Origin of the sequence: Gardnerella massiliensis (genome assembly GCF_003408845.1) — a bacterium.
In the GTDB taxonomy this organism is placed as follows: Bacteria; Actinomycetota; Actinomycetes; order Actinomycetales; family Bifidobacteriaceae; genus Bifidobacterium; species Bifidobacterium vaginale_H.
Genome location: NZ_LRTV01000006.1, coordinates 1 through 23,221 on the forward strand (window position 1 = coordinate 1; position 23,221 = coordinate 23,221).

The 23,221-nt window shown below is 45.2% G+C and carries 19 protein-coding genes; 17 read left to right on the forward strand and 2 right to left on the reverse strand.

Annotated elements, in window-relative coordinates:
- Positions 1-162: 162 nt before the first annotated feature.
- The 6 genes from AXE77_RS03195 to AXE77_RS03220 all read left to right on the forward strand — a co-directional run bounded on the left by AXE77_RS03195 (position 163) and on the right by AXE77_RS03220 (position 6,227).
- Positions 163-894 carry a hypothetical protein gene (locus tag AXE77_RS03195; protein WP_116712121.1) on the forward strand — a complete coding sequence of 244 codons (732 nt, stop codon included), beginning with the start codon at positions 163-165 and terminating at the stop codon, positions 892-894.
- A 54-nt stretch (positions 895-948) separates the two neighbouring features.
- Entirely contained in the window at positions 949-2,289 is a 1,341-nt protein-coding gene (locus AXE77_RS03200; protein ID WP_116712122.1) for a DNA recombination protein RmuC, read from the forward strand.
- Between the two features lie 58 nt (positions 2,290-2,347).
- Positions 2,348-3,277, forward strand: a complete 930-nt coding sequence (locus AXE77_RS03205; protein WP_116712123.1) for a type I phosphoribosyltransferase — start codon at positions 2,348-2,350, stop codon at positions 3,275-3,277.
- A 63-nt stretch (positions 3,278-3,340) separates the two neighbouring features.
- Positions 3,341-4,147: a TrmH family RNA methyltransferase gene (locus AXE77_RS03210; protein WP_116712124.1), complete on the forward strand. Its 807-nt coding sequence runs from the start codon at positions 3,341-3,343 to the stop codon at positions 4,145-4,147.
- A 116-nt stretch (positions 4,148-4,263) separates the two neighbouring features.
- A complete protein-coding gene (locus AXE77_RS03215; RefSeq protein WP_116712125.1) occupies positions 4,264-5,256 on the forward strand; it encodes an ATP-binding cassette domain-containing protein in 993 nt (330 codons plus the stop codon).
- Complete coding sequence (locus AXE77_RS03220; RefSeq protein ID WP_116712126.1) at positions 5,253-6,227, forward strand: ABC-2 transporter permease; 975 nt, start codon at positions 5,253-5,255, stop codon at positions 6,225-6,227. The genes AXE77_RS03215 and AXE77_RS03220 overlap by 4 nt, the downstream gene beginning before the upstream one ends.
- Positions 6,228-6,440: 213 nt before the next feature.
- On the opposite strand, the gene vly is transcribed toward AXE77_RS03220, so the two are convergent.
- Positions 6,441-7,991 (reverse strand): cholesterol-dependent cytolysin vaginolysin, encoded by a 1,551-nt coding sequence (gene vly, locus AXE77_RS03225; RefSeq protein WP_116712127.1) that lies wholly within the window; start codon positions 7,989-7,991, stop codon positions 6,441-6,443.
- A gap of 548 nt (positions 7,992-8,539) precedes the next feature.
- Between vly and gatC the strand changes: the two genes are divergently transcribed.
- The 7 genes from gatC (at position 8,540) to rho (ending at position 17,887) form a co-directional block, all read left to right on the forward strand.
- Positions 8,540-8,836 (forward strand): Asp-tRNA(Asn)/Glu-tRNA(Gln) amidotransferase subunit GatC, encoded by a 297-nt coding sequence (gatC, locus tag AXE77_RS03230; RefSeq protein ID WP_004114131.1) that lies wholly within the window; start codon positions 8,540-8,542, stop codon positions 8,834-8,836.
- Between the two features lie 3 nt (positions 8,837-8,839).
- A complete protein-coding gene (gene gatA / locus AXE77_RS03235; protein ID WP_116712128.1) occupies positions 8,840-10,381 on the forward strand; it encodes an Asp-tRNA(Asn)/Glu-tRNA(Gln) amidotransferase subunit GatA in 1,542 nt (513 codons plus the stop codon).
- A 33-nt stretch (positions 10,382-10,414) separates the two neighbouring features.
- Positions 10,415-11,914, forward strand: a complete 1,500-nt coding sequence (gene gatB / locus AXE77_RS03240) for an Asp-tRNA(Asn)/Glu-tRNA(Gln) amidotransferase subunit GatB (RefSeq protein WP_116712129.1) — start codon at positions 10,415-10,417, stop codon at positions 11,912-11,914.
- 202 nt (positions 11,915-12,116) lie between these two features.
- Positions 12,117-13,025 carry a GNAT family N-acetyltransferase gene (locus AXE77_RS03245; RefSeq protein WP_116712130.1) on the forward strand — a complete coding sequence of 303 codons (909 nt, stop codon included), beginning with the start codon at positions 12,117-12,119 and terminating at the stop codon, positions 13,023-13,025.
- The gene (locus AXE77_RS03250; RefSeq protein ID WP_004105898.1) at positions 13,022-13,336 is read left to right on the forward strand and encodes a DUF2469 domain-containing protein; all 315 of its coding nucleotides are present in this window, start codon (positions 13,022-13,024) and stop codon (positions 13,334-13,336) included. Before AXE77_RS03245 ends, AXE77_RS03250 begins: the two co-directional genes overlap by 4 nt.
- 90 nt (positions 13,337-13,426) lie before the next feature.
- Positions 13,427-15,046, forward strand: coding sequence for an NAD(P)/FAD-dependent oxidoreductase (locus tag AXE77_RS03255; RefSeq protein WP_116712131.1), 1,620 nt, complete (start codon positions 13,427-13,429; stop codon positions 15,044-15,046).
- 882 nt (positions 15,047-15,928) lie between these two features.
- Positions 15,929-17,887, forward strand: coding sequence for a transcription termination factor Rho (gene rho, locus AXE77_RS03265; RefSeq protein WP_116712132.1), 1,959 nt, complete (start codon positions 15,929-15,931; stop codon positions 17,885-17,887).
- A gap of 205 nt (positions 17,888-18,092) precedes the next feature.
- Here the strand turns inward: rho and AXE77_RS03270 are convergent, their stop codons facing one another.
- A complete protein-coding gene (locus tag AXE77_RS03270; protein WP_116712133.1) occupies positions 18,093-19,295 on the reverse strand; it encodes a pyridoxal phosphate-dependent aminotransferase in 1,203 nt (400 codons plus the stop codon).
- A gap of 334 nt (positions 19,296-19,629) precedes the next feature.
- Here AXE77_RS03270 and AXE77_RS03275 point away from each other — a divergent pair, with 334 nt between their 5' ends.
- The 4 genes from AXE77_RS03275 (at position 19,630) to AXE77_RS03290 (ending at position 23,152) form a co-directional block, all read left to right on the forward strand.
- Positions 19,630-20,094: an Lrp/AsnC family transcriptional regulator gene (locus AXE77_RS03275; protein WP_116712134.1), complete on the forward strand. Its 465-nt coding sequence runs from the start codon at positions 19,630-19,632 to the stop codon at positions 20,092-20,094.
- Positions 20,095-20,115: 21 nt separating this feature from the next.
- On the forward strand, positions 20,116-20,454 hold the full coding sequence (locus AXE77_RS03280) for a chorismate mutase (RefSeq protein WP_116712135.1): 339 nt from the start codon (positions 20,116-20,118) through the stop codon (positions 20,452-20,454).
- A 223-nt stretch (positions 20,455-20,677) separates the two neighbouring features.
- Positions 20,678-21,733, forward strand: a complete 1,056-nt coding sequence (gene fbaA, locus AXE77_RS03285) for a class II fructose-bisphosphate aldolase (RefSeq protein WP_116712136.1) — start codon at positions 20,678-20,680, stop codon at positions 21,731-21,733.
- A gap of 117 nt (positions 21,734-21,850) precedes the next feature.
- Positions 21,851-23,152 (forward strand): adenylosuccinate synthase, encoded by a 1,302-nt coding sequence (locus AXE77_RS03290; RefSeq protein WP_116712137.1) that lies wholly within the window; start codon positions 21,851-21,853, stop codon positions 23,150-23,152.
- Positions 23,153-23,221: the final 69 nt, after the last annotated feature.

A 23,221-nucleotide genomic window follows, 5' to 3' on the forward strand; every position in this document is an offset into this window, starting at 1 on the left:
GGTCATATGGATTTATTCCAGGTGAAGCAAACGATAAAGTGGCTATGAGTATTAATAATGCTGATGATGCTAAGCTGAAACAATTTGTAAAAAATCATGTTAAAGAACTTAATCAATGCCGCATAACTCCACAACAAGTCTTATCGGAACTTGGTGATAAGCATGAAAAATAATTTTCGCGCTTGGCTTGAAGGTAGGCATTATATTGTTGCAATCGTTGCAATTTTATTGTCCGTAGTACTTCCCTCTTTAATGCTTGTTATATTCAGATCATTGGTAACGCAGTTGCCAGTTTATGTTGGTTATATTTGTTTGCCGGATTCTGCTAATGTGCATAATGCGGTAGAAGGTATAACGTTCCAATGTCAATCCGGTAGTAGTGTTGTTAATTTTGTTGTTCCTCTGTATGAAGTTATTGTAGTTGGGTTTATTACCACGGCATTCGTTTGCCTTGCTCCGATTATGGTATCGTGGGAACGTTTCGTGATGAAAAGGCTGCGAATATATGCATTGAGTGCTGCTTTATTGTGTTTGTTTGTTTCATTTGGCGCTTCAGTGTTAATTGTTCGTATAATTGACTTGCAGTTATTGAGTACATTGCAGATGATTTTAGGTAATGCGTGGATTGATATTGTGCTAATAATGATTGGATTAGCATGTTTTGGAAGGTTTTACGGCCTTGCATTTGGCGTCTTTTTAGCGGTGATGAACATTGCCACACAAGGTTTGCAAAGTAAAATTGGGTTGATTTTGCGATGGTATCCTTCTGGAACTTTGCCTGTAATTCCTGGACAATCCATATTGTTATACGTCATTGTTGTGCTTACTATAATTGCAGTTTGCCTATGGAGCGGCACGTGCGGACGTGGATTGCTTTATTTTGAACGCGCTTAAAAGACGTGTCTAATTATATTTCAAAAGTCAACTCAATAGTGTTTAATAGAACGTATGTTCGATAATATTGTGATGCTTGTTTTAATGGTGGTTGCTGTAGCAATAACCGCTGTTATTGTGCTGGCTATTGTTAAGCACAACTCTGGAACGCAAGGCGCTAATGGCGTAAACCAGCGCGAATTTAACGAATTACGCTCGCAGTATGAACAAGCGCGCGCTCAAGCACAAGAAAATGGCAATCAGGCTATACGATATCGCACACAAGCAGAGCAGCTTGCTGAGCGATTGAAATTTGTTGAGTCTGAGTTGTTAAAAGCGCAGCAAGCAGAACAATTGCGAGTGAATCGCGAAGAACAATTGCGTGCAGAGCGAGAAGAACGCGAACGGTTAAATCGTGAAAAAACTTTGAAAGAGCAAGGTAAAGTCTTGGAAGCGCTTGCTCCAGTAAAAGACAATCTTGAAGCTCTGAAGAATAAAGTTTCGCAGATTGAAGAAGGACGCAAACAAGAAATGGGTGTGCTGAGCACTCAGCTTAAAGGCTTAAGCGAGCAGCAAACAAGGCTTGACCGCGAAACAAGTTCGCTTTCTGCAGCATTGCGAAATAACAAGGTTCGCGGAGCTTGGGGCGAGGCTCAACTAAAGAATATTGTGGAATCCGCAGGCTTGCTTGAACATGTTGATTTTGATACGCAGGTTGTTGTAACTGGAGTAAATGGCGAGCAGCAGAGGCCGGATATGGTTGTGCATCTGCCAGGAGGCAAAACAATTCCAGTTGATGCAAAAGTTCCGTATGCGGATTATCAGCGCGCTTGTGAAATTCCAGATAATGCGAGTGACGAAGAATTGGCTAGAAGGAGTGAGCTTCTAAAAGCGCACGCTAAGGCTTTGCGAGAACACGTTAGAGTATTGGGAGCTAAAGCATATTGGCAAGCTTTTGAAACAGCACCAGATTTTGTAGTTGCATTTATTCCAAACGAAGCGTTGCTTCAGGCAGCTCTTGAGGCGGACCCGACGCTTATGGATGATGCTTTTGCGCAAAAAGTAGCACTCACTTCCCCAGTTACTTTGTGGGCCGTGCTTAAGTCTGTTGCGTACGCATGGCAGCAGCAAAGTCTTACAGATGATGCAAAAGAACTTTTTGATTTATCTCGAGAATTGTACGATCGCTTTGCGGTTCTTGGAGAAAACGCTTCAAAGCTTGGCGTATCTTTGGCAAGAACGGTTGCGGCTTACAATAAGTTTGCTTCTTCGCTTGAGTCGCGAGTGTTGGTAACAGCGCGTAAACTTCAGAAGTTAGATCAAAGTAAAGTTATTGCTTCAATAGATCTTATTGACTCTGATAAAGCTGATGTTAAAGAGCTGAGCGCTCCGGAAGTATCAGTAGAAGATCGTTAAGCATAAAAACATCAAAGCATCAAAAATTGAAGAACTCTAAATGCTAAGGAGTGTAATAATGACGGAATTACAAGAAGAGCGTGCGGAACTTAAGCGCATGCTTTGTGCGGATATGAGTGTGAAACCATTTAGTGAACTGTTTTCTGTTACTTTTAATCAGCGCGGCTCCAAGTTGGTTGGTGATGTTCTTTTTGATGCAATTGAGAAAGCTGGGTATTCGTTAGAACGCGATGTTGACGCAGTTGGAGCGTTAACTGCTGCTGCAGTGCCAATGGTTTTTGCACTTATTCATGCTGCAGAACGTAAAGGAATTGCACTCGACGGCTTCGTTATGGATTTTGTTTTTCCTGCAACAAAAGGTCCGTCTGTTAAAGGCAAGCGAGTATTGTTACTTGACTCTTGGCTCTCTGAAAAATCGTATGTTCAAACTTCTTCGCTTGTGACTTTACGACACGGAAATGAATTAAGTCTTGATTTTGGCATTGTTAATCAGCAAGGCGCGCAAATTCTTGCTATAGTTGCATTAATTGGTGGTGTTGACGCCGACGAACAAGGCACAAGGCATCTTCAATTAGTAAATCCAATAAGTGAGGAGAGTACTAAAATGGCATTTGTTCAAGCTTTCGATGAAGAAAAATTACGTGCAGATGCAGATCACGAAGATTGCTGCAACGATCATTGCTGTGGCGGTCACTGCGAGGTTAAATGCACGGGTGATTGTGCTAACGATGGCTGCACTGAGCCTTGCTGTGAAGACAATTGCTGCGGTGGTCATTGTGAGGTTAAATGCACTGGCGATTGCGCTAACGATGGTTGCACTGAGCCTTGCTGTGAAGACAATTGCTGTGGTGGCCATTGCAAAGTAGAGTGCACGGGTGATTGCGCTCATGATGGTTGCACTGAGCCTTGCTGTGAAGACAACTGCTGTGGCGGTCACTGCAAGTCAAGTTGCACAGGCGATTGCGCAACAGACGGGTGCAAAGACTAATCGCAAAGACTAATTGCCCAGACTAAGCGCAAATTAATACTTTAAGTGGAGCAAAACTCACACATGCACGAACCGAATCCAATTACTTTGGCTGCAAAAGCTTCCGATGAGCCAGAATTCCGACCTATAGGAGTTGGCCCATGGGAAGAAGAACATCCAGGTGAGCCTCGTCCAGATAATCCAGAATCGCCAAATTATGATGCGCGGTTTAGCACTGAATTACTAGACGAAGGCGACCAGCGTAACGTTTTAGACCGTTACCGGTACTGGAAAGTAGAATCCATAAAAGCGGATCTCGATTCTAAAGGCCGCCATGAGTTTGAAGTAGCTGTAGAAAATTGGACTCACGATTTTAACATAGGCTCTATGGTTCGCACTGCAAACGCGTTTACTGCGAAAAAAGTGTATATCGTAGGGCCTCATAAATGGAATCGTAAAGGCTCGTTAATGACCGAGCTATACCAATACGTTGAGTGCTGCCCAACTATTGAAACTCTAGTAACTAATTGGCGCGAAAATATGCTTAAAGAAGCAGAAGAAGCGCATCAACTTTTGCTTAAAGTACAAGCAGAAGGCAATAAAGAAGCCGAAAAAATCGCAAATATTAAGGAACAAGACGCTAAAAACGCTCGCGTTATAGCGCTAGATATTATTCCGGGCGCTGTTGCTATGGAAAACTACAAGTTCCCTAAACGTTGCCTTATGCTTTTTGGTGCGGAAGGTCCAGGTCTTTCTAAAAAAGCGTTAGAAATGGCGGATGACGTTGTTTATATTTCGCAATTTGGCTCTGTTCGCTCGCTAAACGCAGGAGCTGCTGCGGCTGTTTCCATGCACGCATGGATTGCGCAGCATGCAGTACCAAATTGCTGATACAAGCTATAAACAAGCGAATATAAACAAACAATCGCATTACAAAACGCAGCAGCCTGTACTCATAAACGCTTACATTTAATGTGTATTTTTTTTATTTGTGATACTGTTAAGCTATGTTAGAATTCCAACATATTACAAAGCGTTTCGGCGCAAAAACAGCGCTTAACGACGTTTCTTTCGTCGCTGAAGACGGCAAAGTCACGGGCTTTTTAGGCCCTAATGGCGCTGGTAAATCTACCACAATGCGTTGCGCATTAAACCTTATTCATGCAAATAGCGGCACTTCTCTTATTGACGGCAAACCTTACGCAAAAATTGCCTCTCCAATGACGGAAGTTGGCGCAGTTCTTGACGCAAAGTCTGCTCACAGAGGCCGAACGGCGTACAATCACTTGTATTCACTCGCTTTAACTCACGGAATATCAAAAAAGCGCGTTGACGAAGTGATTGATATTACTGGTTTAACTAGCGTAAAAACCCGCAAAGCGGGATCCTTCTCGCTCGGTATGAGCCAGCGTCTTTCGATTGCTGCGGCACTTTTAGCGGATCCGCACAATCTTATTTTGGACGAGCCAATTAACGGCCTAGACCCAGAAGGCGTTAAGTGGGTTCGCGAATTATGCAGGTATTACGCAAGCGAAGGCAGAGCAATACTACTTAGTTCGCACTTAATGAGCGAAGTTGCGTTAACTGCAGATAACTTAGTTATTATTGCTCATGGCGAAATTTTGGAGCGCACAACAGTACAAGATTTTGTTGACGCACATTCGCAGCATGCTATACGTTTAGTAACGCCAGAAGGCGAAAAACTAAAGTCTGTGCTTGCTCAAAATAATCCTGAATGCAAGATTGTGACTGATAACCGCACTCCTGAAGACGTTCAAGAAGGCGAGCTACTCAGAATAACAGGTTGCGAGCTCAACCAGATTGCGCGCGAAATTGCGGATAATCAGATTTTGGTATATCAGCTAAATCAAGAGCACGCTTCGCTTGAGGAAGCGTATTTGGCTCTTACGCACGGCCAGGAGCAGTACGTAACAAAAGCATTGCCAAATACTACTGCTGCGACTGGAACGCAATATGTAGATGGAAGGAGCGCAAAATGAGTGGGCAAATTGAACAAGCTGTTGAATATACGGCGAGCAATTCTTACAAAACAGGCCGCAGCATGAACGCTCAGCACTTACGCCTTACATTTATGCACACGCTTAAATCTGAAATTGTTAAGTTGCGTGGGCTTGCGTCTACGTGGTGGTGCATGGCATTAACAATTGTTTTGCCAGTAATTTTTAGTTTTATTATCGCGCTTGTGCAGAAAGCAATGTCTAAAGTTGACGTTAATAACAATGGTGCAGCTGGTAGCAAATCAAGTGCTGCGATTACTGTTGGACCGAGCGATAAAAGTGACCTTATTGCATCTCAAGAAGGCATTTTCCGCTTAGTTATTAGTTTTGCTTCTATATCTTTGATTGTTTTGGCGATTTTTGCAGTGCTTGCTGTAACCGCGGAACATTCTACGACTTCAATTCAGGCTTCTCTTACGGCTGTACCTAAAAGGGGTATGTTCTTTACTGCTAAGTTTATTGCTGTTGCAATCTACGTTTTTGTAGCCCAACTTATTGCAATGACAGTTTCTTTAGCTGCTGCAGAATTAGCTTTTATGGGAGATAACATTTCCGGATTATCTGGAAGCAACGTGTGGAAATTGCCGCTTATGCTGCTTCTTGGATCTCCTGCAATCATGGTTGTTGTGGCAGCAATGGCCTATGGTTTCGGCATGATTTGCAAGTCAACTGCTGGCGGAATTATGTGCGTTATTGGAGCCGTGATGATTCTGCAGGCAATTGTTAGCATTATTATGCTTGCAAGCAATTTTGCGAAGTGGACTTCAATACTTATTCAGATTTTGCCAGGCAATGCTGTAAGCCAATTCTTAGGTGCATCCGCTAATTCTGGGCCGCAACTTCCGCCAAACGCATATGTTTTTACATGGTGGCAGTCCGGTTTAGTGGTTCTCGCTTGGGGTGTAGTTATGTACGCAATTGGCTACGTAATTGAAAAGCATCGCGATATTTAAAATATCTAAAATATCTAAAATATTTAAATAATATTTCGCAAATAATATTTATTTCGCAAATAAAATAAATAATACAAATAAAACAAGGGCTTTATCTCGTAACTGGCTACAAGATAAAGCCCTTAATTGTATTCACTTATATTTAATTATCAATTATTTAGTTATCTTTATTAAGTTATTTTATTAAGTTATCTTTTGAAATTGTGATAAGTATCAATCGTTCTTCACAGTTTCAGCAACGCGTGGCCACAAGGTTGTACCCCAGTTCTTGATCGTGCGCTGGCGAACCAGTGGCAAATCAGAACGGTCATACACTGTGCGCCATGGCTCCCAAGCCAAGCCAGTCTTTTCAACAAGCTTGATGCGGAGGTTGCGCACATTACCCTTGAACTGAATAGTTGTGTTGAAGTGAGCGGTGCGATACTTGCCGTTGCCCTCCCAAGCGCGAGAACGCACGTAAGGGGTGCCGTCAATTTCGGTGCCATACTCATCCCAGTAGATGTAGTAACGAGCTACGTAAGCTCCACGGTGATCCAAAGTCAAGTAGCCGTCGCGGTAGGAAGAAACCTTGGTTTCAACGTAATCGCTATTGGTTTGCAAAGTTGCTACTTCGTTATCCTTGACGAAGGAAGTGGTGTAAGCAATTGGAACTGCTGGGCTGGAGGTGCTTAAGTTGGCGCCTTCCTGGATCAAAGCCTTCAACGTATCGATGTTGCCAGTAACAACCTTGGCTGCACCGTTAGCGCTGCCGCCGAGAATCACAGCAGTTACAGAAGTGTTCTGCAAAATGCGATGGAACTCGGTGTTTGGCTTGATTTCGACGCCCTTGATTGCAGCTTCAACAGCAGCCTGGAAATCAGTGCTCTTGCTGCGGGTGTCGAACTTTACGTACATTGAACGGCCATAGGCTACGTTGGACACATATACTGGCGGACGCTTGCTGTCTATTCCGCGATTCTTCAAGCTTTCTGGTGTAGTGCATGGTGCGAAGAAGTCGGCTGGGCTATCTGGAGCATCAACACTTACGGTGTAGTAGGTCTGCTTGAAGTTCACAATTTGAGTCTGCTTTTCGCCCTTGTGCACAGCATCGAAATCAATCTTCAGAGGAACGCCAATCTTGGCGAAATCGGCACCAAACTTTGCTTTGAGCTGGTTCATGCTTTGTGCGCTTGCAGAATCGTACTGCATGCGAGCTGCCACATGATGGCTTGCAGCATACTGTGCATTCCACTTAGAAACTAAGCTGTTCACTGCGGAAGTTACAGAGCTCTTAGTTGGGCGCTGAACAGTTACAGCACTTTCGCCGCCGTGGAAGCCTGGCAAATCAACGCTCAATGTGATTGGAGCGCGGTTCGCGGAAATCAGGCTTGGCATATTGTCCATCAAATTCTGGTCAGCGCGGAACAGGGCACCTGGGTATACGCGATCATTGTTGGCGGAAGTAACCGACAAGTTTGAAGTTGTATTGGTGATGTTCTTCTTTTGGTGTTCGACGACGACGAATTCGCCGCCTTTGTCGAAGCTGTCGCTGGAGAACTTGTTGTCAATGGTTTCGCCATGACGGGCGAGAATGTTTGTTTTATCGTATTGCAAATCCCACAAATAATTATTCAGAGAATCCTTCTTGACTGCGCAAGATGTGGTTGGCTCAGAATCCTTAGCTGCAGGAGCGGCCATTGCTGGTGCTGCTAAGCATTGTGGGATAATAGTTGCGCCCGCGAGCAACAACATTGCTGCATTACGGTAGAACTTTGTGTTCTTCATATGTGTCCTTCAATTTTATATTTTTATGTTATTTTTTGATTATTATCTTGTAGTGAGATGCTGTATTTTTATGTGCTTCAGTGCATGATATGCTTCGCTGCATTAGGCTTCAGCTTCTCACATCACCCAATTATTACACACTTTCTTATTTTGCGATAATTGCATAAAATAATTTTTCATTTTTCAAACAAATGTTTAAATATCCTTGAAATATCAACAGTTTGTAATTACATCATTTTTAGACTTACGGCGTGTTGCGATGGTATGAAGTGCGAATTTTGTAATTTTATATACGTAATAATTTTGTGAAAGTACATGTAAAATGTATGTAATAATCTTCCTTTGCGTGGCGCGTATGCGGTACGCATTATTTTAACTATTCTTGCGCAAGTAGCGTTATATAAAATTTCCCCCAAAATATAAATTAGCAAACGTACATGCGCATTGTACTTAGTAAAAAATGTTGCTGCAATAATGCGTGTGAAGCTTTTATCCACATTGCTTTTTTCTACTAACGAAGGTCACGCATCACACATATAGTTGAGGTTATGCCTACATTCACACGCGAAGAAATTGAGCATTTGGGTGTTTTGTCCCAGATTGCTTTAAGCGACGAGGAAATTAGTCGCTTGCAAGGCGAATTAAACGTCATTGCAGAATCTATTAATAAGGTGCAGGAAGTCGCTGGCGAAGATGTGCCACCTACTGCAAATCCAGTACCTCTGGAAGCGTATTTGCGTCCAGATGAGCCTGCTACACCATTGACTCAGGAAGAAGCGCTTTCTGGCGCTCCTCGAAGTGAGTCTGGCATGTTTGTGGCGCCTCGCATTTTGGGGGAGGAATAAAACATGACTAATACTCAAGATTTAGTGAAGCTTTCTGCTGCCGAGATGGCCAAGGCTGTAAAAGCTAAGGAAGTTTCTAGCCGCGAGCTGGTGGAAGCTCATTTGGCTGTAATTGAATCAGCTGAACCAGAAATCAAAGCATTCTTGCACGTTTCTGCAGATATTGCGCTTGAGCAAGCAGATGCTTTTGATAAAAAGAATGCTAATGGCGAGGCTGAAGGTTTACCTGAGCTTGCTGGTGTGCCAATTGCAATCAAGGACATGATTGTTACTAAGGGCATTCCAACCACTGCAGCTTCTAAGATTCTTGAAGGTTGGGTGCCGCCTTACGACGCTACTGTTATTGAAAAGCTCAAGGCAGCCGGCATGCCAATTCTTGGCAAGACTAATTTGGATGAGTTCGCTCAAGGTTCTTCTACTGAACATTCCGCGTACCAAACCACCTGCAATCCTTGGGATACTGAGCGCGTTCCAGGCGGTTCTGGCGGCGGTTCTGCTGCGGCCGTGGCTGCTTTCGAAGCTCCTATTGCTTTGGGTACGGATACCGGCGGTTCCATTCGCCAGCCTGGTGCTTTAACTGGTACTGTTGGCGCAAAGCCAACTTACGGTGGTGTTAGCCGCTTTGGTGCAATCGCTATGGCAAGTTCCTTGGATCAGATTGGTCCTGTTTCTCGTACCGTTCTTGACTCTGCGCTTTTGCAGGAGATTATCGGCGGCAACGATAGGCGCGATTCTACTTCTATTCCAGCTCCTGTTCCTCCAATGGCTCAGGCAGCACGCGAAGGCGCTCGCCGTGATTTGAAGGGCGTAAAGGTTGGTCTTGTTAAGGAGCTTAGTGGCGACGGCTTCCAGCCAGGCGTTGAAGCGCGCTTTAATGAAGCTGTGCAATTACTTAAGGATATGGGCGCAGAGGTAACGGAAGTTTCCTGCCCTCATTTCCCTTACTCTTTGGCTGCATACTACATTATTATGCCTTCGGAAGTTAGCTCCAACTTGGCTCGCTACGACGGCATGCGCTACGGTTTGCGCGTAATGCCACCAGCAGATAAGCCTCAGACGGCTGCGAATATGATGGCTGCAACTCGTGAAGCTGGATTCGGCGACGAAGTAAAGCGCCGTATTATTCTCGGTACTTATGCTCTTTCCGCCGGCTACTATGACGCGTGGTATGGCTCTGCACAAAAGGTTCGTACGCTTATTATTCGTGACTTTGAAGAAGCGTTTAAGAAGGTAGATGTTCTCGTTTCCCCAACAAGCCCTACAACGGCGTTTAAGTTTGGTGAGAAGATGAACGATCCACTTGCTATGTACATGAACGATATTGCTACGATTCCTGCAAACATGGCTGGCGTTCCAGCTTTGAGCCTCCCAGCTGGCTTAAGCGACGATGGCTTGCCTGTAGGTATGCAGATTATTGCTCCGCAATGCCATGATGAGAAGATGTACAAGCCTGCAGCAGCGTTGGAAGCAGCGCTCGAAGAAAAGTGGGGCGGCCCAATTTGGAAGCCGCTTAAAGCTGGTTGGCTCGATTCATTGGCTAAGTAAAGTGAAGTAAAGCTTTAAGTAAGAAGGATTCTCATGGCTGAAAAACTTATGAAATATGCCGATGCTGTGGAGCAATTTGACCCAGTTTTCGGTTTGGAAACCCACGTTGAGTTGAGCACGCGCACTAAGCTGTTCTGCCCGGCGGAAGTATCGTTTGGTGGCGAACCAAATACGCAGCTAACTCCTGTGAGCCTTGGTTTGCCAGGTTCTTTGCCAGTGTTAAATAAGACTGCAGTTGATTACGCTATTAAGCTCGGTTTGGCGTTGCATTGCGAAATTGCTGAGTGGAGCCAGTTCGCTCGTAAGAACTACTTCTACCCAGATATGCCTCGCGACTACCAGATTTCCCAGTACGACAAGCCTACTAATGGCAACGGTTACTTGGATGTTGAGCTTGAAGATGGCACGGTATTCCGCGTGCCGATTGAACGCGCTCACATTGAGGATGACGCTGGTAAGAATACTCACGTTGGTGGCGCTGACGGCCGAATCGAAGGCGCAAATCACTCTTTGGTTGATTACAATCGCGCAGGTGTACCTTTGATTGAGATTGTAACTAAGCCAATTGAAGGTGCGGGCGCTCGCGCTCCAGAAATTGCCGGCGCTTACATGCGTGCTATTCGCGATATTGTTCGCGCTCTCAACATTTCCCACGCTCGTATGGAGCAGGGCAATATGCGTGCTGACGTGAATGTTTCGCTTCGTCGCAAGTCGACTGATCCATTTGGTACGCGTTCCGAAACCAAGAATGTGAACACGTTCCGTGGTATTGAAAAGACGTTGCAATATGAGATTCGTCGCCAGGCTGCTATTTTGAGCGAAGGCGGCGAGATTTTGCAGGAAACTCGTCACTGGGATGAAGCAACTCAAACCACTGCTGGCGGTCGTGTGAAGTCGGATGCTGACGATTACCGTTACTTCCCAGATCCTGATTTGGTTATGCTTCACATCACGAAAGATCATATTGAGCGCATGAAGGCCGAAATGCCGGAAATGCCTCGTGAACGCCGTAACCGTTTGCAAAGCGAATGGGGTATTAGCGATCTTGAAATGCGCGATATTTTGAACGCAGATGCTCTTGATTTGGTTGAAGAAACCGTTAAGGCTGGTGCAACTGCAGCAGGCGCTAAGAAGTGGTGGCTCGGTGAGCTTGCTCGTGAAGCAAACACTCGTGGCGTGACTTTGGAAGAGTTGCCTATTACTCCGCAAGATGTGGCTGAAGTTGAAAAGCTAATTGCAGACGGCAATCTTAACGATAAGCTCGCTAAGCAAACTGTTGCTTGCGTTTTGGCTGGCGAGGGCAAGCCTGATGAAGTTGTTAAGAAGCACGGATTCAAGGTTATGAACGACGACGGTGCTTTGGAAGCCGCTGTTGACGCTGCTCTTGCGGCCGACCCAGAAGTTGCAGAAAAGCTTAAGGCTGGCAATATGAAGCCAATGGGCGCAATTATTGGTGCTGTTATGCGTGCAACTAAAGGTCAGGCTGATGCTAAAGCCGTTACTAAGATTGTGATGGCAAAAATTAAAGCATAATATGGCACTTATATAGTCTTATATAGTGCTTGTTTTGAGGAAATGAATACTGCGTGCTTGCTGCAAATATGCAATTGATTTTGCTTATTTGTGGTGAGTGCGCAGCATTTACTATGAGTGGGCGTTTTTTGGCAGCACGTAGGTCCAGGTTTCTTCTTTCTGGTATCATATATACTCAGAATCGTGATACAAGTAGGTGAGTATGCAACAAACCAATGACGGTATTAACAACGTTCGCGAGTTACCAAAAGCTATAGTAATTCCTCCAATCCGAGGAGAGATGGCGCATCTTCGTCCAGCAACATACGACGATTTGCGACGCATGGATGAGTTGTGTGCGTTTGAAGGCGCTTCGTTGATTACTGGTAAAGATGTGCAAGCGGAACGTGCCGTAGTTCACGCTTGGGTTGAGCGTTCAGTTCAATGGTCTCATGGTGGTTTCCCGGAAGAGAAGCCGTCGGAATTGTGCCGTTTTACAGGTGACGCACAGTCTCGTCCTACGATTGCTTGGGCTATTGTTCCTGACGTTTTAGATGATGTTAAGAATACTTCTGGTGCCATTATTGGCATGATTTTCCTCATTGACATTGACGGATGGTCTCGTTCTGCAAGAATTCAGGTAGTGCTCGGTAAAGATTATCGAGGCCGTGGCTATTCTCGCGACGCTATGCCTCGCGTAATGACATACGGTTTTGCCTCGGCTCCTACCGGGCTTGGTCTGCACCGCATTTGGGTTGGTGTCCCAGCGACTAATGCGCGTTCGCTTTCCGTATATCAGTCGCTTGGTTTTATGAAAACTGGTACCGCCCGCGACGCTTTATGGGATGATGGCCAGCAGAAGTATCAAGATTTTGTTGTTATGGATACGCTTGTTGACGAGTATGATGCTATTCGTTCGCTTGATGCGTTTGGATTGCACGTTATTGAGGATAATCCTGGAGTTGTTGAAGCGTTGAGTGCGCACGAACATTCTGTAGCGATACCGATACAGCAAGATACTGTTGATGCAACGTGGCCGTATAATAACAATACTGAAGAAGCTTCGTCAAAACGAGCTTGGTGGCGTATCATAGGACGCGGCCGTAAGCGCGATACGGAAGGGAAGCAATGAGCGCAGAAGATCTTGATAACTATGAAACCGATGCTGAACTTGCGTTATACAAAGAATATCGCGATGTAATTAAATTGTTTACATACGTGGTAGAGACAGAGCGTCGTTTTTATTTAGCAAACAAGGTTGATTTTAACGTTCGTTCTGCAGGCCAAGATGTGTATTTTGACGTGCAACTTACTGACGCGTGGGTGTGGGACGTGTATCGTCCTTCTCGTTTTGTAAAAAATGTGCGCATCGTAACTTTTAAGGATGTTAATGTTGAGGAAGTTCAGAAAACTGACATTGATATTCCTGAATCTATCGCGTGATACGCGTATGCTCGATAAAGATATATAGAAATTTTGCAGGGCGCGTAAAGGTGTTTTGTAAAAATTGATCTATTAAGGTATGGAGGACAAGTGACGGATACACAATCTCCAAAGGAGTCTGTGGTAATTATCGGCGGCGGGCCGGCAGGGTTGACGGCAGCTTGGGAACTCGTTAAAGATGGCGGCTCTGAGCGTTACGACGTAACGGTGCTCGAAGCTACGCGCGAATTTGGTGGTATTTCACGCACTGTGAAGTACAACGGTAATCGCATGGATATTGGTGGTCACCGTTTCTTCTCGAAAGACGATCGCATTATGCAGTGGTGGCGAGATATGTTGCCGTTGCAGGGTGCGCCGTCGTATGACGATAAGAAGCTTGGTCGTCACCACGATTTGGAAGCTGGGGGTCCTGACCCTGAGGTTGAGGATGAAGTGATGTTGAAGCGCCATCGCGTTTCGCGTATCTTCTGGAATCATCATTTCTTTGATTATCCAATTTCTCTTTCGGCTGCAACCTTGCGTTCTATGGGCTTTATACTGACCATGAAGGTTGGTTTTAGTTACTTGTGGTCAATGATTCATAAGCTTCCAGAAACTAATCTTGAGAACTTCTACATTAATCGCTTTGGTAAGAAGCTGTATTCCATGTTCTTCGAAGGTTATACTGAGAAGCTTTGGGGTAGGCATCCAAGCCAGATTTCTGCGGATTGGGGTGCTCAGCGCGTTAAAGGCTTAAGCATTGTAGAAGTGTTGAAAAACGCATTCTCTAAGTTGATGCCAAAGAAGAATGGCGCTAAGAAAGAAGTTGAAACTTCTCTTATCGAGGAATTCTGGTACCCAAAGCTTGGTCCAGGGCAATTATGGGAGACTGTTGAACGCCGCTGCCGCGAGCAGGGTGCTCATGTCTTAACGGATGCTAAAGTTGTGGCAATTAAGCAGGCTGACGGTAAGATTTCGAGCGTTACCATTGAAGACACAAACGGTGAACGTTCTGAGTTGCATGCGGATCAGTTTATTTCTTCTATGCCTATTAAAGATTTGGTTGCCGCTCTTGAACAGGGTGCTGCTGGAGATGCAAAGGCAGAGGTTCCGTCTGAAATGCAGCGAGTTGCAAAGGGCTTGCCGTATCGCGACTTTGTGACGGTTGGTTTGTTAGTTAAGCGTATGCGTTTGCGCAATACTACTACTATTCCAACGCTTGGTAACCCGCCGATTGTGCCAGATTGCTGGATTTATGTGCAGGATCCTGGCTATAAGGTTGGTCGTTTGCAAATCTTTAATAACTGGAGTCCGTATCTTGTTAAGGATGTCGACAACACGGTTTGGATTGGTCTTGAATACTTCTGCGAGGAAGGCGACGACTTCTGGAATATGAGCGATGAAGAAGCTCGTAAGTCTGCTATTGAAGAGTTGACGCGCATGCAGGTTATTAACGGTGAAGAAGACGTGCTCGATTCTCATCGTGAGCGTGTGCCAAAGGCTTACCCAGCTTACTTTGATACGTATGCTCAGATGCCTGAACTTATTAAGTACTTGGATGGTTTTGGTAATTTGTATTGCGTTGGTCGAAATGGTCAGCATCGTTATAATAACCAAGACCATTCTATGGCGACGGCAATTGAGGCTGTGAAGGATATTCGCACTGGAGCGTCTTCTAAGGAAAACGTCTGGTCGGTGAATACTGAAAAGTCTTATCACGAAAAGAAGTAATTAGTTTTCGCACTTGATTAGTGTTGAACGTCAGGTGCGTATGTTTGTAAAGTAACGCCAATAATAGTGAACTTCGACCCACTGTTATTGGCGTTTCTTGTATAGTTTATATTGCATTCTAATTTCGCCGTAATTCAGTCGTGTGGATATTAGCGTGGTAGAGATTTGAGATTTTTCGCACTGAGCGAAGGACGCTCGCGCGGATTGCGACGCGCTCGCTACGAAACTCGCGTTGGAAGTCCCCCGGACTTCCAACTTAAGCGAGTTTCCGCTCCGAGTTGCCTTCGCGCGCTACGCTTTGAGCGCTTCGGCAGGTCGTCGCGCAGAGCCGCAGGCTACTGACAAGTCGAGCGAAGAAGAAAAATCGAAAAATCTCGGCGATAGACACGGTTATTAACGATTAGCACGCAGAGTTTGGGGGATTTCTCTACGAAAACTAAAAGAGGACTGATGGAGCAACATTCATAGAGAACGAAGCAGACATTAGAACCTTTAACAACCAGAGCGACTGAAGGACGGGACGTTTGAGGAGAGAAATCCCACAAAACTCGCGCCACGCCAAACAAGTTGTAAAACAACCTATAGTAGCGCTTGTACTCGCGTTTATTTAGTTATTCTTTATTTGACTTGAGCTTTTTATTTGGTTACGAAACGGTTTTGAAGGTGAAGTTGTGTCGGTGGAGTTGTTTTAATTAGTAAAATAATGGTGAATTATGGCGCGTCGAGTTGTACAGCGTCGCAGAGCTGTAGTAGCATACATACTGTTTGCTGTCATGTGCATGATTGTGTATTGATAGCAGGTTCGTGACGGATTTTTCCGTAATCTTCCATACAAAGGCTTACCGGTAGTCTATTCCGTGTGAGTTAAGGAAAGGCAAAATTGTGGCAACAAGCCAAAATCTTGAAAAAATGAAGCTCTCAGAGTTGAAAGATCTTGCGAAGCAAATGGGTTTGCGTGGCACGTCTACCATGCGCAAGCCTGAGTTGTTGGCTACACTTAATGCAGCGCGCAATGGGGGAGAAGCGCCTGCAGGTGTGAGTGTTCGCATACCTCGCAACAATACGAGTGCTAATAAAACAGACGTTCGTACTAATACCGAATACGTTGAATCATTAGATGATACTAGCGAAGTAGCAGCGTTAGAAGACTTGATTCCAGATGCTTCCTCCGAGCGTCATTATCGTGATGATTCAGATTCTCGTGCTAAGAATCGTCGCCATGATGATAGTCGTAATACTGCGTTCCAGCGTCGTCGCGCAATGGATGAGCGAGATAATGGTCGCGGTATGCGTTCAGACAGTGCAGATTCTCGTGATTTAGACCAAATTTTGGCAACATTGCCGGGTGAAGAAGGTCGTTCTGACGATCGTCGCGCCCGTGGTGGTGCTCGTGATTTCGATCGTGATGATCAAGGTAATCGTTCAGACCGTTTCCAGCGTCGTTTGCGTGGGCGTAGCCGCGATTATGACGATACGCGTTCAGATTATGGCGATCGAGCTGATCGGGCTGATCGAGCCGATCGTTTAGATCGCATGGATCGTGCAGATCGCGACGATAGGGACGACCGTGATGATCGTCGCGCAGATCGTCTTGACCGTGCTTCTCGTCTCGATCGTGATAGTCGCGATGGTCGCGACGAGCGTGACATTCGCGACTCTCATCGTGATGAGCCTCAAGAGGAATCAGTTCCAGTTGCCGGTATTGTTGACGTGTTGGAATCGTACGCGTTTGTGCGCACTTCTGGCTATTTGCCAGGGCCAAACGATGTGTACGTATCTATGAGCCAAATTAAAAAGTATGGTCTGCGCAAGGGAGATGCTGTACAAGGCTACATTCGCGCTCCTCGTGATGGTGATCGTCGTAATCAGCGACAAAAGTTTGTTCCATTGCAGTCTATTGAGAGTATTAACGGCATGAGCGTGGAAGAATCGCAGCAACGTCCGCAATTTGCTAAGCTTACGCCGTTGTATCCTAATGAGCGACTTCAGCAGGAAACTACTGCTAATCGTATGCTTGGTCGCGTAATAGATTTGATTGCTCCTATTGGTAAGGGTCAGCGTGGTTTGATTGTTTCCCCGCCTAAGGCCGGTAAGACTATCACGTTGCAGAATATTGCTAACGCTATCACTACCAACAATCCTGAAGTTCATTTGATGGTGGTACTTGTGGATGAACGTCCGGAAGAAGTAACCGATATGGAACGTACGGTTCAAGGTGAGGTTATTTCTTCTACTTTTGATCGCCCTGCAACGGATCACACTACAGTTGCTGAGCTGGCTATTGAGCGCGCTAAGCGTTTGGTGGAACTCGGCCAGGATGTTGTGTTGCTGCTTGATTCTATGACGCGTTTGGCACGTGCTTACAATATTGCTGCTCCTGCTTCAGGCCGTATTCTTTCTGGTGGTGTTGACGCCCAAGCGTTGTATCCGCCAAAGAAGTTCTTTGGTGCTGCACGCAATATTGAAAACGGTGGCTCTTTGACTATTATTTCTTCCGCTTTGGTGGAAACTGGTTCGAAGATGGATGAGGTTATCTTTGAAGAGTTTAAGGGCACCGGCAATATGGAGTTGCGTTTGAGCCGTGATTTGGCGGATAAGCGATTGTTCCCTGCTGTTGATATTAACGCTTCTGGTACGCGCCGCGAAGAGTTGATTACGCCTACTGCAGATTTGCCAGTTATTTATCGTTTGCGTCGTCTATTTGGCGGTCTTGAGCCAGAACAGGCTTATCAGACTTTGATTCCGCGTTTGAAGAAAACTGCGTCAAATCGCGATTTTTTGGCGGCTATTACGCAACAGACTAATGGAACTACTGGTACTTCTGCGCCAACAGTTGCGTAAGTTTGCAATCGTGCTGTAGTACTTGTAAATACATACAGCAAAGCCCTTCTTGATGTTGAAAACCAAGTTGAATATCAACATTGAGAAGGGCTTTTAATTTATTTCGTTGCCGTATATACACTTAGATATACGTTCAGCGACATACTTTTAAACGTTATTTTAGATGTTATTTTTAGACGTTACCTCTAACGTAACGTTCGTTTTTTTACGCGTGTGCGTCCCTTTGCGCTACAGCAAACGCACGCATACGCGCTACGCCTTCTCGAAGATCTTCCTCTTTTCCAGCATACGAAAGCCGCACAAAACCGCTTCCTTCTGCGCCAAACGCTTCACCTGGAACTACAGCAACCTTTGCTTCTTCAAGAAGTTTCCTACTAAATTCTTGGGAACTTAAACCTGTTGGACGTACGTCAACAAAAGCGTAGAACGCTCCCTGAGGTTCCACCATCTGCAAAGCGTCGCAATCTGCCAAGCCTTCCATAACTAAGCGTCGTTTCTTGCGATACTCTTCCCTCATTGCTCGCACATGATCTTGTGGTCCTGTAAGTGCTGCCACTGCGCCGTACTGAGCAGTGGAATTTACGGAGGAATGCATCATTTCCGCAATTTTACTTGTCTGCTCAATAACATGACTTGGCGCAAGTATATAGCCTATTCTCCATCCAGTCATTGCGTATGTTTTTGACAAACTTTCCACAATAATAGTGCGATCTTTCATGCCGTCGGCTGCGGCAATAGAAGGTGCTACGGCATCGCCAACGGGTTCAGTTTCAGGACTGCTGGCAAAAACAAACGGGTGGTAAACTTCGTCAGAAATAACCCACAAATCAAATTCGTGGCAAAGTTTTGCGATTTCTGCGAGTTCTTCAGCACTGGTAACAGCGCCCGTTGGATTTCCTGGAGAGTTGATGATGATAGCGCGAGTGCGAGGAGTTATTGCTTTGCGAATTTCCTCGGCGTTCACGTGCATACCATGCTCGGGCTTAAGCGCAACCGTTACTGGAGTTGCGTCGCACATCAATACTTCAGCGTCGTAAGAAGTAAAGTATGGTGAAGGGATAATAACTTCGTCGCCTGGGTCAACTACTGCCTTAATTGCCAGGTATAAGCCGATAGTAGCGCCGTCGACTGCTTGAATTTCCGTGTTTGCGTCGTAGTGCAAGCCTTTTACGCGACTGGTGTAATCAATTGCGGCTTTACGAAATTCTGGTATGCCTAGCACGTCTGTATATTTTGTTTTTCCTGCTTGTAAAGATGCGCAAGCTGCTTCAACAATGTGAGCCGATGCGGTTTCGCCTGGTTCACCTAAGCACAGAGAAATAGCGTCTGGTATTTGTTCTACGCGGTCAAATACGTCTCGAATGCCGGAGCGGGGTATTTCAGTTGCGTGTTTTGCCACTGTTGCCATCGTTAAGTCCTCCTGTATTTTTGTGATTATTGTTTCGTTATATGCAAGTTGCTTGCTAAGAAAAGTTTAATTTTTTATTTTTATAAAACTTTTCGATAAAGTTATAGTTTTTCCTAAGTTTTTTAATAATATAGTACATATTTTCAGTAATGGTGGAAAAATAACGAAATTGAAACACAAAGTTAATGCTTTTAATATATACTTTTTCAAGTTGGTGTAACTTTTTTACATAATTCTGTTCTTTTTCTGTAAAAAATACGGTAACATAAAGGTGGCTGCAAGGTAGCGCAAGAAGAGGATCTCAATTTTGCGTCGGTGGGAGAATGGAGGACTCATGACAGAAACTCCTCATAAAGTTGAAAATAACGCTATGGTTATGGATTCGACTGATGCCGTTATCGTAGATATTCTTGAACATGATGGTCGAGCGACGTTGACGCGTTTGGCAAAAGCTTCAGGTTTATCGGTTTCCGCTGTACAATCGCGCGTTCAAAAGCTTGAGCGCAAAGGTGTTATTACCGGGTATCGAGCTCTTATCGATTACGAGCGTCGTGGTTTGCCGGTGAGTGCATTTGTGTCTGTTACGCCGCTTGATTTCGGTCAGGAAGCGACGATTCCTAATAAATTGCGAGATATTCCAGGCATTGAGGCGTGCTATTCGATTACTGGTAGTCCGAGCTTCATGCTGGTCGTGCGCGTTGCAACTCCTAGCAAGTTGGAGGAGCTTATTAATACGATTCATCGTATTGTACCTGTTAGCACCGAAACTACTATGGTTTTGCAAACGTATTTCGATTAGAAGATTTTCTACGATTTAACTATGCGTAATTTTGCTGATACGACGATTGACGCACACGGTTCTTCTTCTGTTTGTTGCAATGATGCTGCAGAGAAGATTTCTGTGCTGCGTCAATCGATTGATAATATTGACAACGCTGTGATTGCGCTGTTAGCTGAACGTTTTAAGATTACTCAGCGTGTCGGCGAGATTAAAGCTGAGGCTGGTTTTGCGCCTGCGGATATGAAGCGTGAAGAGCAGCAAGTGCAGCGCTTGCTAAAACTCGCAGATGCGGCTGGTTTGGATCCGTCTCTTGCTTTAAAATATCACGAATTTGTGGTTACGGAAGCCAAGAAACGTCACCAGCAAATGCAGTCCTGAAGTTATAACTAGGGTGGTTATAACTTATAACTAGGGTAGTTATAACTAGGATTGTGGTGTAATATCGCAATAACGCAATGGCATAGTATCGTAACGATTTAGTGACGTAACTTTTCAAATCGCGCCAGCGAAATAACTATTCGCAGTTAACTTATGTAGTGTATATGTAATGTTTTTGTGTAGTTATATAACTAGGTGGCTTACGAAGGCGGATAATAAAAATATGAGTATCGCAACAGTTGAACGTTATGCGCACATGCTTGATTCAGCAAGTCGTGGCGGCTACGCATATCCTGCTATTAATGTTACCAGCACACAAACTCTTAATGCAGCGTTGCAAGGTTTCGCTGAAGCTGAGTCCGATGGCATTATTCAAGTGTCAGTTGGCGGGTCAGCATATTTTTCCGGTCAATCAGTGAATAATCGTGTAGTAGGCTCGATTGCTTTTGCTCAGTTTGCGCACGAAGTTGCTGCGCAATACCCGAATATTACTGTTGCCTTGCATACGGATCACTGCGCTGAGCCTTACTTGGATGATTGGATGCGTCCGTTGCTTGCTCATGAGGCTGCGCAAGTAAAAAGGGGTGAGGAACCGCTGTTCCAATCGCACATGTGGGATGGTTCTACCGTGAATCTGAAACATAATTTGGATATTGCTCAAGAATTACTTGAGGCTTCGCAGCGGGCGCGCACTATTCTTGAGATTGAAATTGGCGTAGTTGGTGGCGAAGAAGATGGCCATCGTGCGGATATTGACGAACGCCTGTATTCTACTCCTGAAGATGCTATGCAAGTTGTGGAAAGATTGGGCTTAGGCGAGCGTGGTCGATATATGGCTGCGTTTACTTTTGGCAACGTTCATGGAGCGTATAAGCCTGGAGTGGTGAAGTTGCGTCCGCAATTGCTCCAAGAGATTCAGCAAGAGGTGTACAAGCGGTACCAATCTATTTGTGATACGCGTTCTTTTGGTGCGTCTCAGAAGCCATTTTTGCTTGTATTCCATGGTGGTTCGGGCTCGGAACCTGAAGATATTGCGGAAGCTGTACGTTACGGCGTAGTGAAAATGAATATTGACACGGATACGCAATATGCTTTTACGCGTGCAATTGCTGGGCATATGTTCCGTAATTATGATGCAGTTTTGAAAATTGACGGTGAAGTTGGAGAAAAGAAGCTGTATGATCCTCGATCTTGGGGTCGTGAGGCCGAAAAAGCTATGGCTCAGCGTGTAGTAGAGGCGTGTGTGCAGTTAGGATCTGCCGGTAAAGCGTTGAAATAATATTTTTTAACGTTTTATGTTTTCTTTGTTGCGTATTCGGTAGGGGCTTAGCGATAGTCTGGTCAGGTAGGAATTGTGCTTATTTGGGCGGCGTTAGCCCAAAAATGGAGGTGCGGCATGCCTGGAATTGTGCTTATCGGCGCTCAATGGGGTGACGAAGGTAAAGGAAAAGCAACAGATTTAATTGGCTCAAAGGTCGATATTGTCGCGCGTTTTAATGGCGGTAATAATGCTGGACATACTGTAGTGGTTGGCGATAAGTCCTACGCATTACATCTGCTTCCTAGCGGCGTGATTAGCCCTAATGTAACTCCTATTATTGGCAACGGTGTAGTTGTCGATCCTGAAGTTCTTTTTGAAGAGATTGACACTTTGGAATCTCGCGGTGTTGATTGCTCGCGCTTGTTGGTAAGTGAGGCTGCGCACGTTATTACCCCTTATCATCGCGTAATTGATAAAGTTACCGAGCGTTTCCTCGGAAAGCATAAGATTGGTACTACTGGTCGCGGTATTGGACCTACTTACGCAGATAAAATTAACCGTGTTGGTATTCGCGTGCACGATTTGTTTAATGCTGAACATTTGCGCGATAAGGTTGAGGCTAGCTTGCACCAAAAGAACCAGATGCTAGTGAAGTTGTATAACCAGCATCCGATTGATATTGACGATGTCACTGCTCAGCTTGTAGAACTTGGTAAGCGCTTGAAGCCTTACGTTGCAGACACGTCGTTAGTCTTGAATAAGGCAATGGATGAAGGCAAAACCGTATTGTTCGAAGGCGGCCAAGCAACTATGCTCGACGTCGATCACGGTACTTACCCGTTCGTCACTTCCTCTAATCCTACTGCGGGCGGCGCTTGCACGGGTACCGGTGTAGGACCTACGCGCATTAATCGCGTAATTGGCGTTGCAAAAGCGTATATTACTCGTGTTGGTGAGGGGCCATTCCCAACTGAGCTTTTGGATGAGCAGGGTGATTGGTTGCGTGAGCAAGGTCACGAATATGGCGTAACAACAGGCCGTCCTCGTCGTTGCGGTTGGTTTGATTCCGTAGTAAGCCGTTATGCTACGCGAGTGAACGGTTTGACGGATATTGTGCTTACGAAACTTGACGTACTTACCGGTTTGAAAGAAGTGCCGGTTTGTGTCGCCTATGACGTAACTTCGCCGGACGGTACAGTTCAGCGCGTGGAAGAAATGCCAGTAGATCAAGCGCTATTTTCTTCCGCAAAACCAGTGTACGAAATGTTGCCAGGCTGGAGCGAGGATATTTCGCAAATTCACAAGTTTGAAGATTTGCCTCAAAATACGCAAAGTTACGTGAAACGTTTGGAAGAGCTTTCTCACTGCCGTATTTCTGCCATCGGCACTGGTCCTCAGCGCGATCATATTATTAGTGTTCATTCGTTAATTGACTGACATAGTTGATATGTAGGCGGCATAATTTTGGTGAGATAACGTATCGAAACGACACTTCTTTGCGAGGTG

What these genes read in the sequence shown, in the direction of transcription:
- AXE77_RS03195 (WP_116712121.1), top strand. Translation starts at nt 163, where the DNA reads ATGAAAAATAATTTTCGCGCTTGGCTTGAAGGTAGGCATTATATTGTT.
- AXE77_RS03200 (WP_116712122.1), top strand. Translation starts at nt 949, where the DNA reads ATGTTCGATAATATTGTGATGCTTGTTTTAATGGTGGTTGCTGTAGCA.
- AXE77_RS03205 (WP_116712123.1), top strand. Translation starts at nt 2,348, where the DNA reads ATGACGGAATTACAAGAAGAGCGTGCGGAACTTAAGCGCATGCTTTGT.
- AXE77_RS03210 (WP_116712124.1), top strand. Translation starts at nt 3,341, where the DNA reads ATGCACGAACCGAATCCAATTACTTTGGCTGCAAAAGCTTCCGATGAG.
- AXE77_RS03215 (WP_116712125.1), top strand. Translation starts at nt 4,264, where the DNA reads ATGTTAGAATTCCAACATATTACAAAGCGTTTCGGCGCAAAAACAGCG.
- AXE77_RS03220 (WP_116712126.1), top strand. Translation starts at nt 5,253, where the DNA reads ATGAGTGGGCAAATTGAACAAGCTGTTGAATATACGGCGAGCAATTCT.
- vly (WP_116712127.1), bottom strand. Translation starts at nt 7,991, where the DNA reads ATGAAGAACACAAAGTTCTACCGTAATGCAGCAATGTTGTTGCTCGCG.
- gatC (WP_004114131.1), top strand. Translation starts at nt 8,540, where the DNA reads ATGCCTACATTCACACGCGAAGAAATTGAGCATTTGGGTGTTTTGTCC.
- gatA (WP_116712128.1), top strand. Translation starts at nt 8,840, where the DNA reads ATGACTAATACTCAAGATTTAGTGAAGCTTTCTGCTGCCGAGATGGCC.
- gatB (WP_116712129.1), top strand. Translation starts at nt 10,415, where the DNA reads ATGGCTGAAAAACTTATGAAATATGCCGATGCTGTGGAGCAATTTGAC.
- AXE77_RS03245 (WP_116712130.1), top strand. Translation starts at nt 12,117, where the DNA reads ATGCAACAAACCAATGACGGTATTAACAACGTTCGCGAGTTACCAAAA.
- AXE77_RS03250 (WP_004105898.1), top strand. Translation starts at nt 13,022, where the DNA reads ATGAGCGCAGAAGATCTTGATAACTATGAAACCGATGCTGAACTTGCG.
- AXE77_RS03270 (WP_116712133.1), bottom strand. Translation starts at nt 19,295, where the DNA reads ATGGCAACAGTGGCAAAACACGCAACTGAAATACCCCGCTCCGGCATT.
- AXE77_RS03275 (WP_116712134.1), top strand. Translation starts at nt 19,630, where the DNA reads ATGACAGAAACTCCTCATAAAGTTGAAAATAACGCTATGGTTATGGAT.
- AXE77_RS03280 (WP_116712135.1), top strand. Translation starts at nt 20,116, where the DNA reads ATGCGTAATTTTGCTGATACGACGATTGACGCACACGGTTCTTCTTCT.
- fbaA (WP_116712136.1), top strand. Translation starts at nt 20,678, where the DNA reads ATGAGTATCGCAACAGTTGAACGTTATGCGCACATGCTTGATTCAGCA.
- AXE77_RS03290 (WP_116712137.1), top strand. Translation starts at nt 21,851, where the DNA reads ATGCCTGGAATTGTGCTTATCGGCGCTCAATGGGGTGACGAAGGTAAA.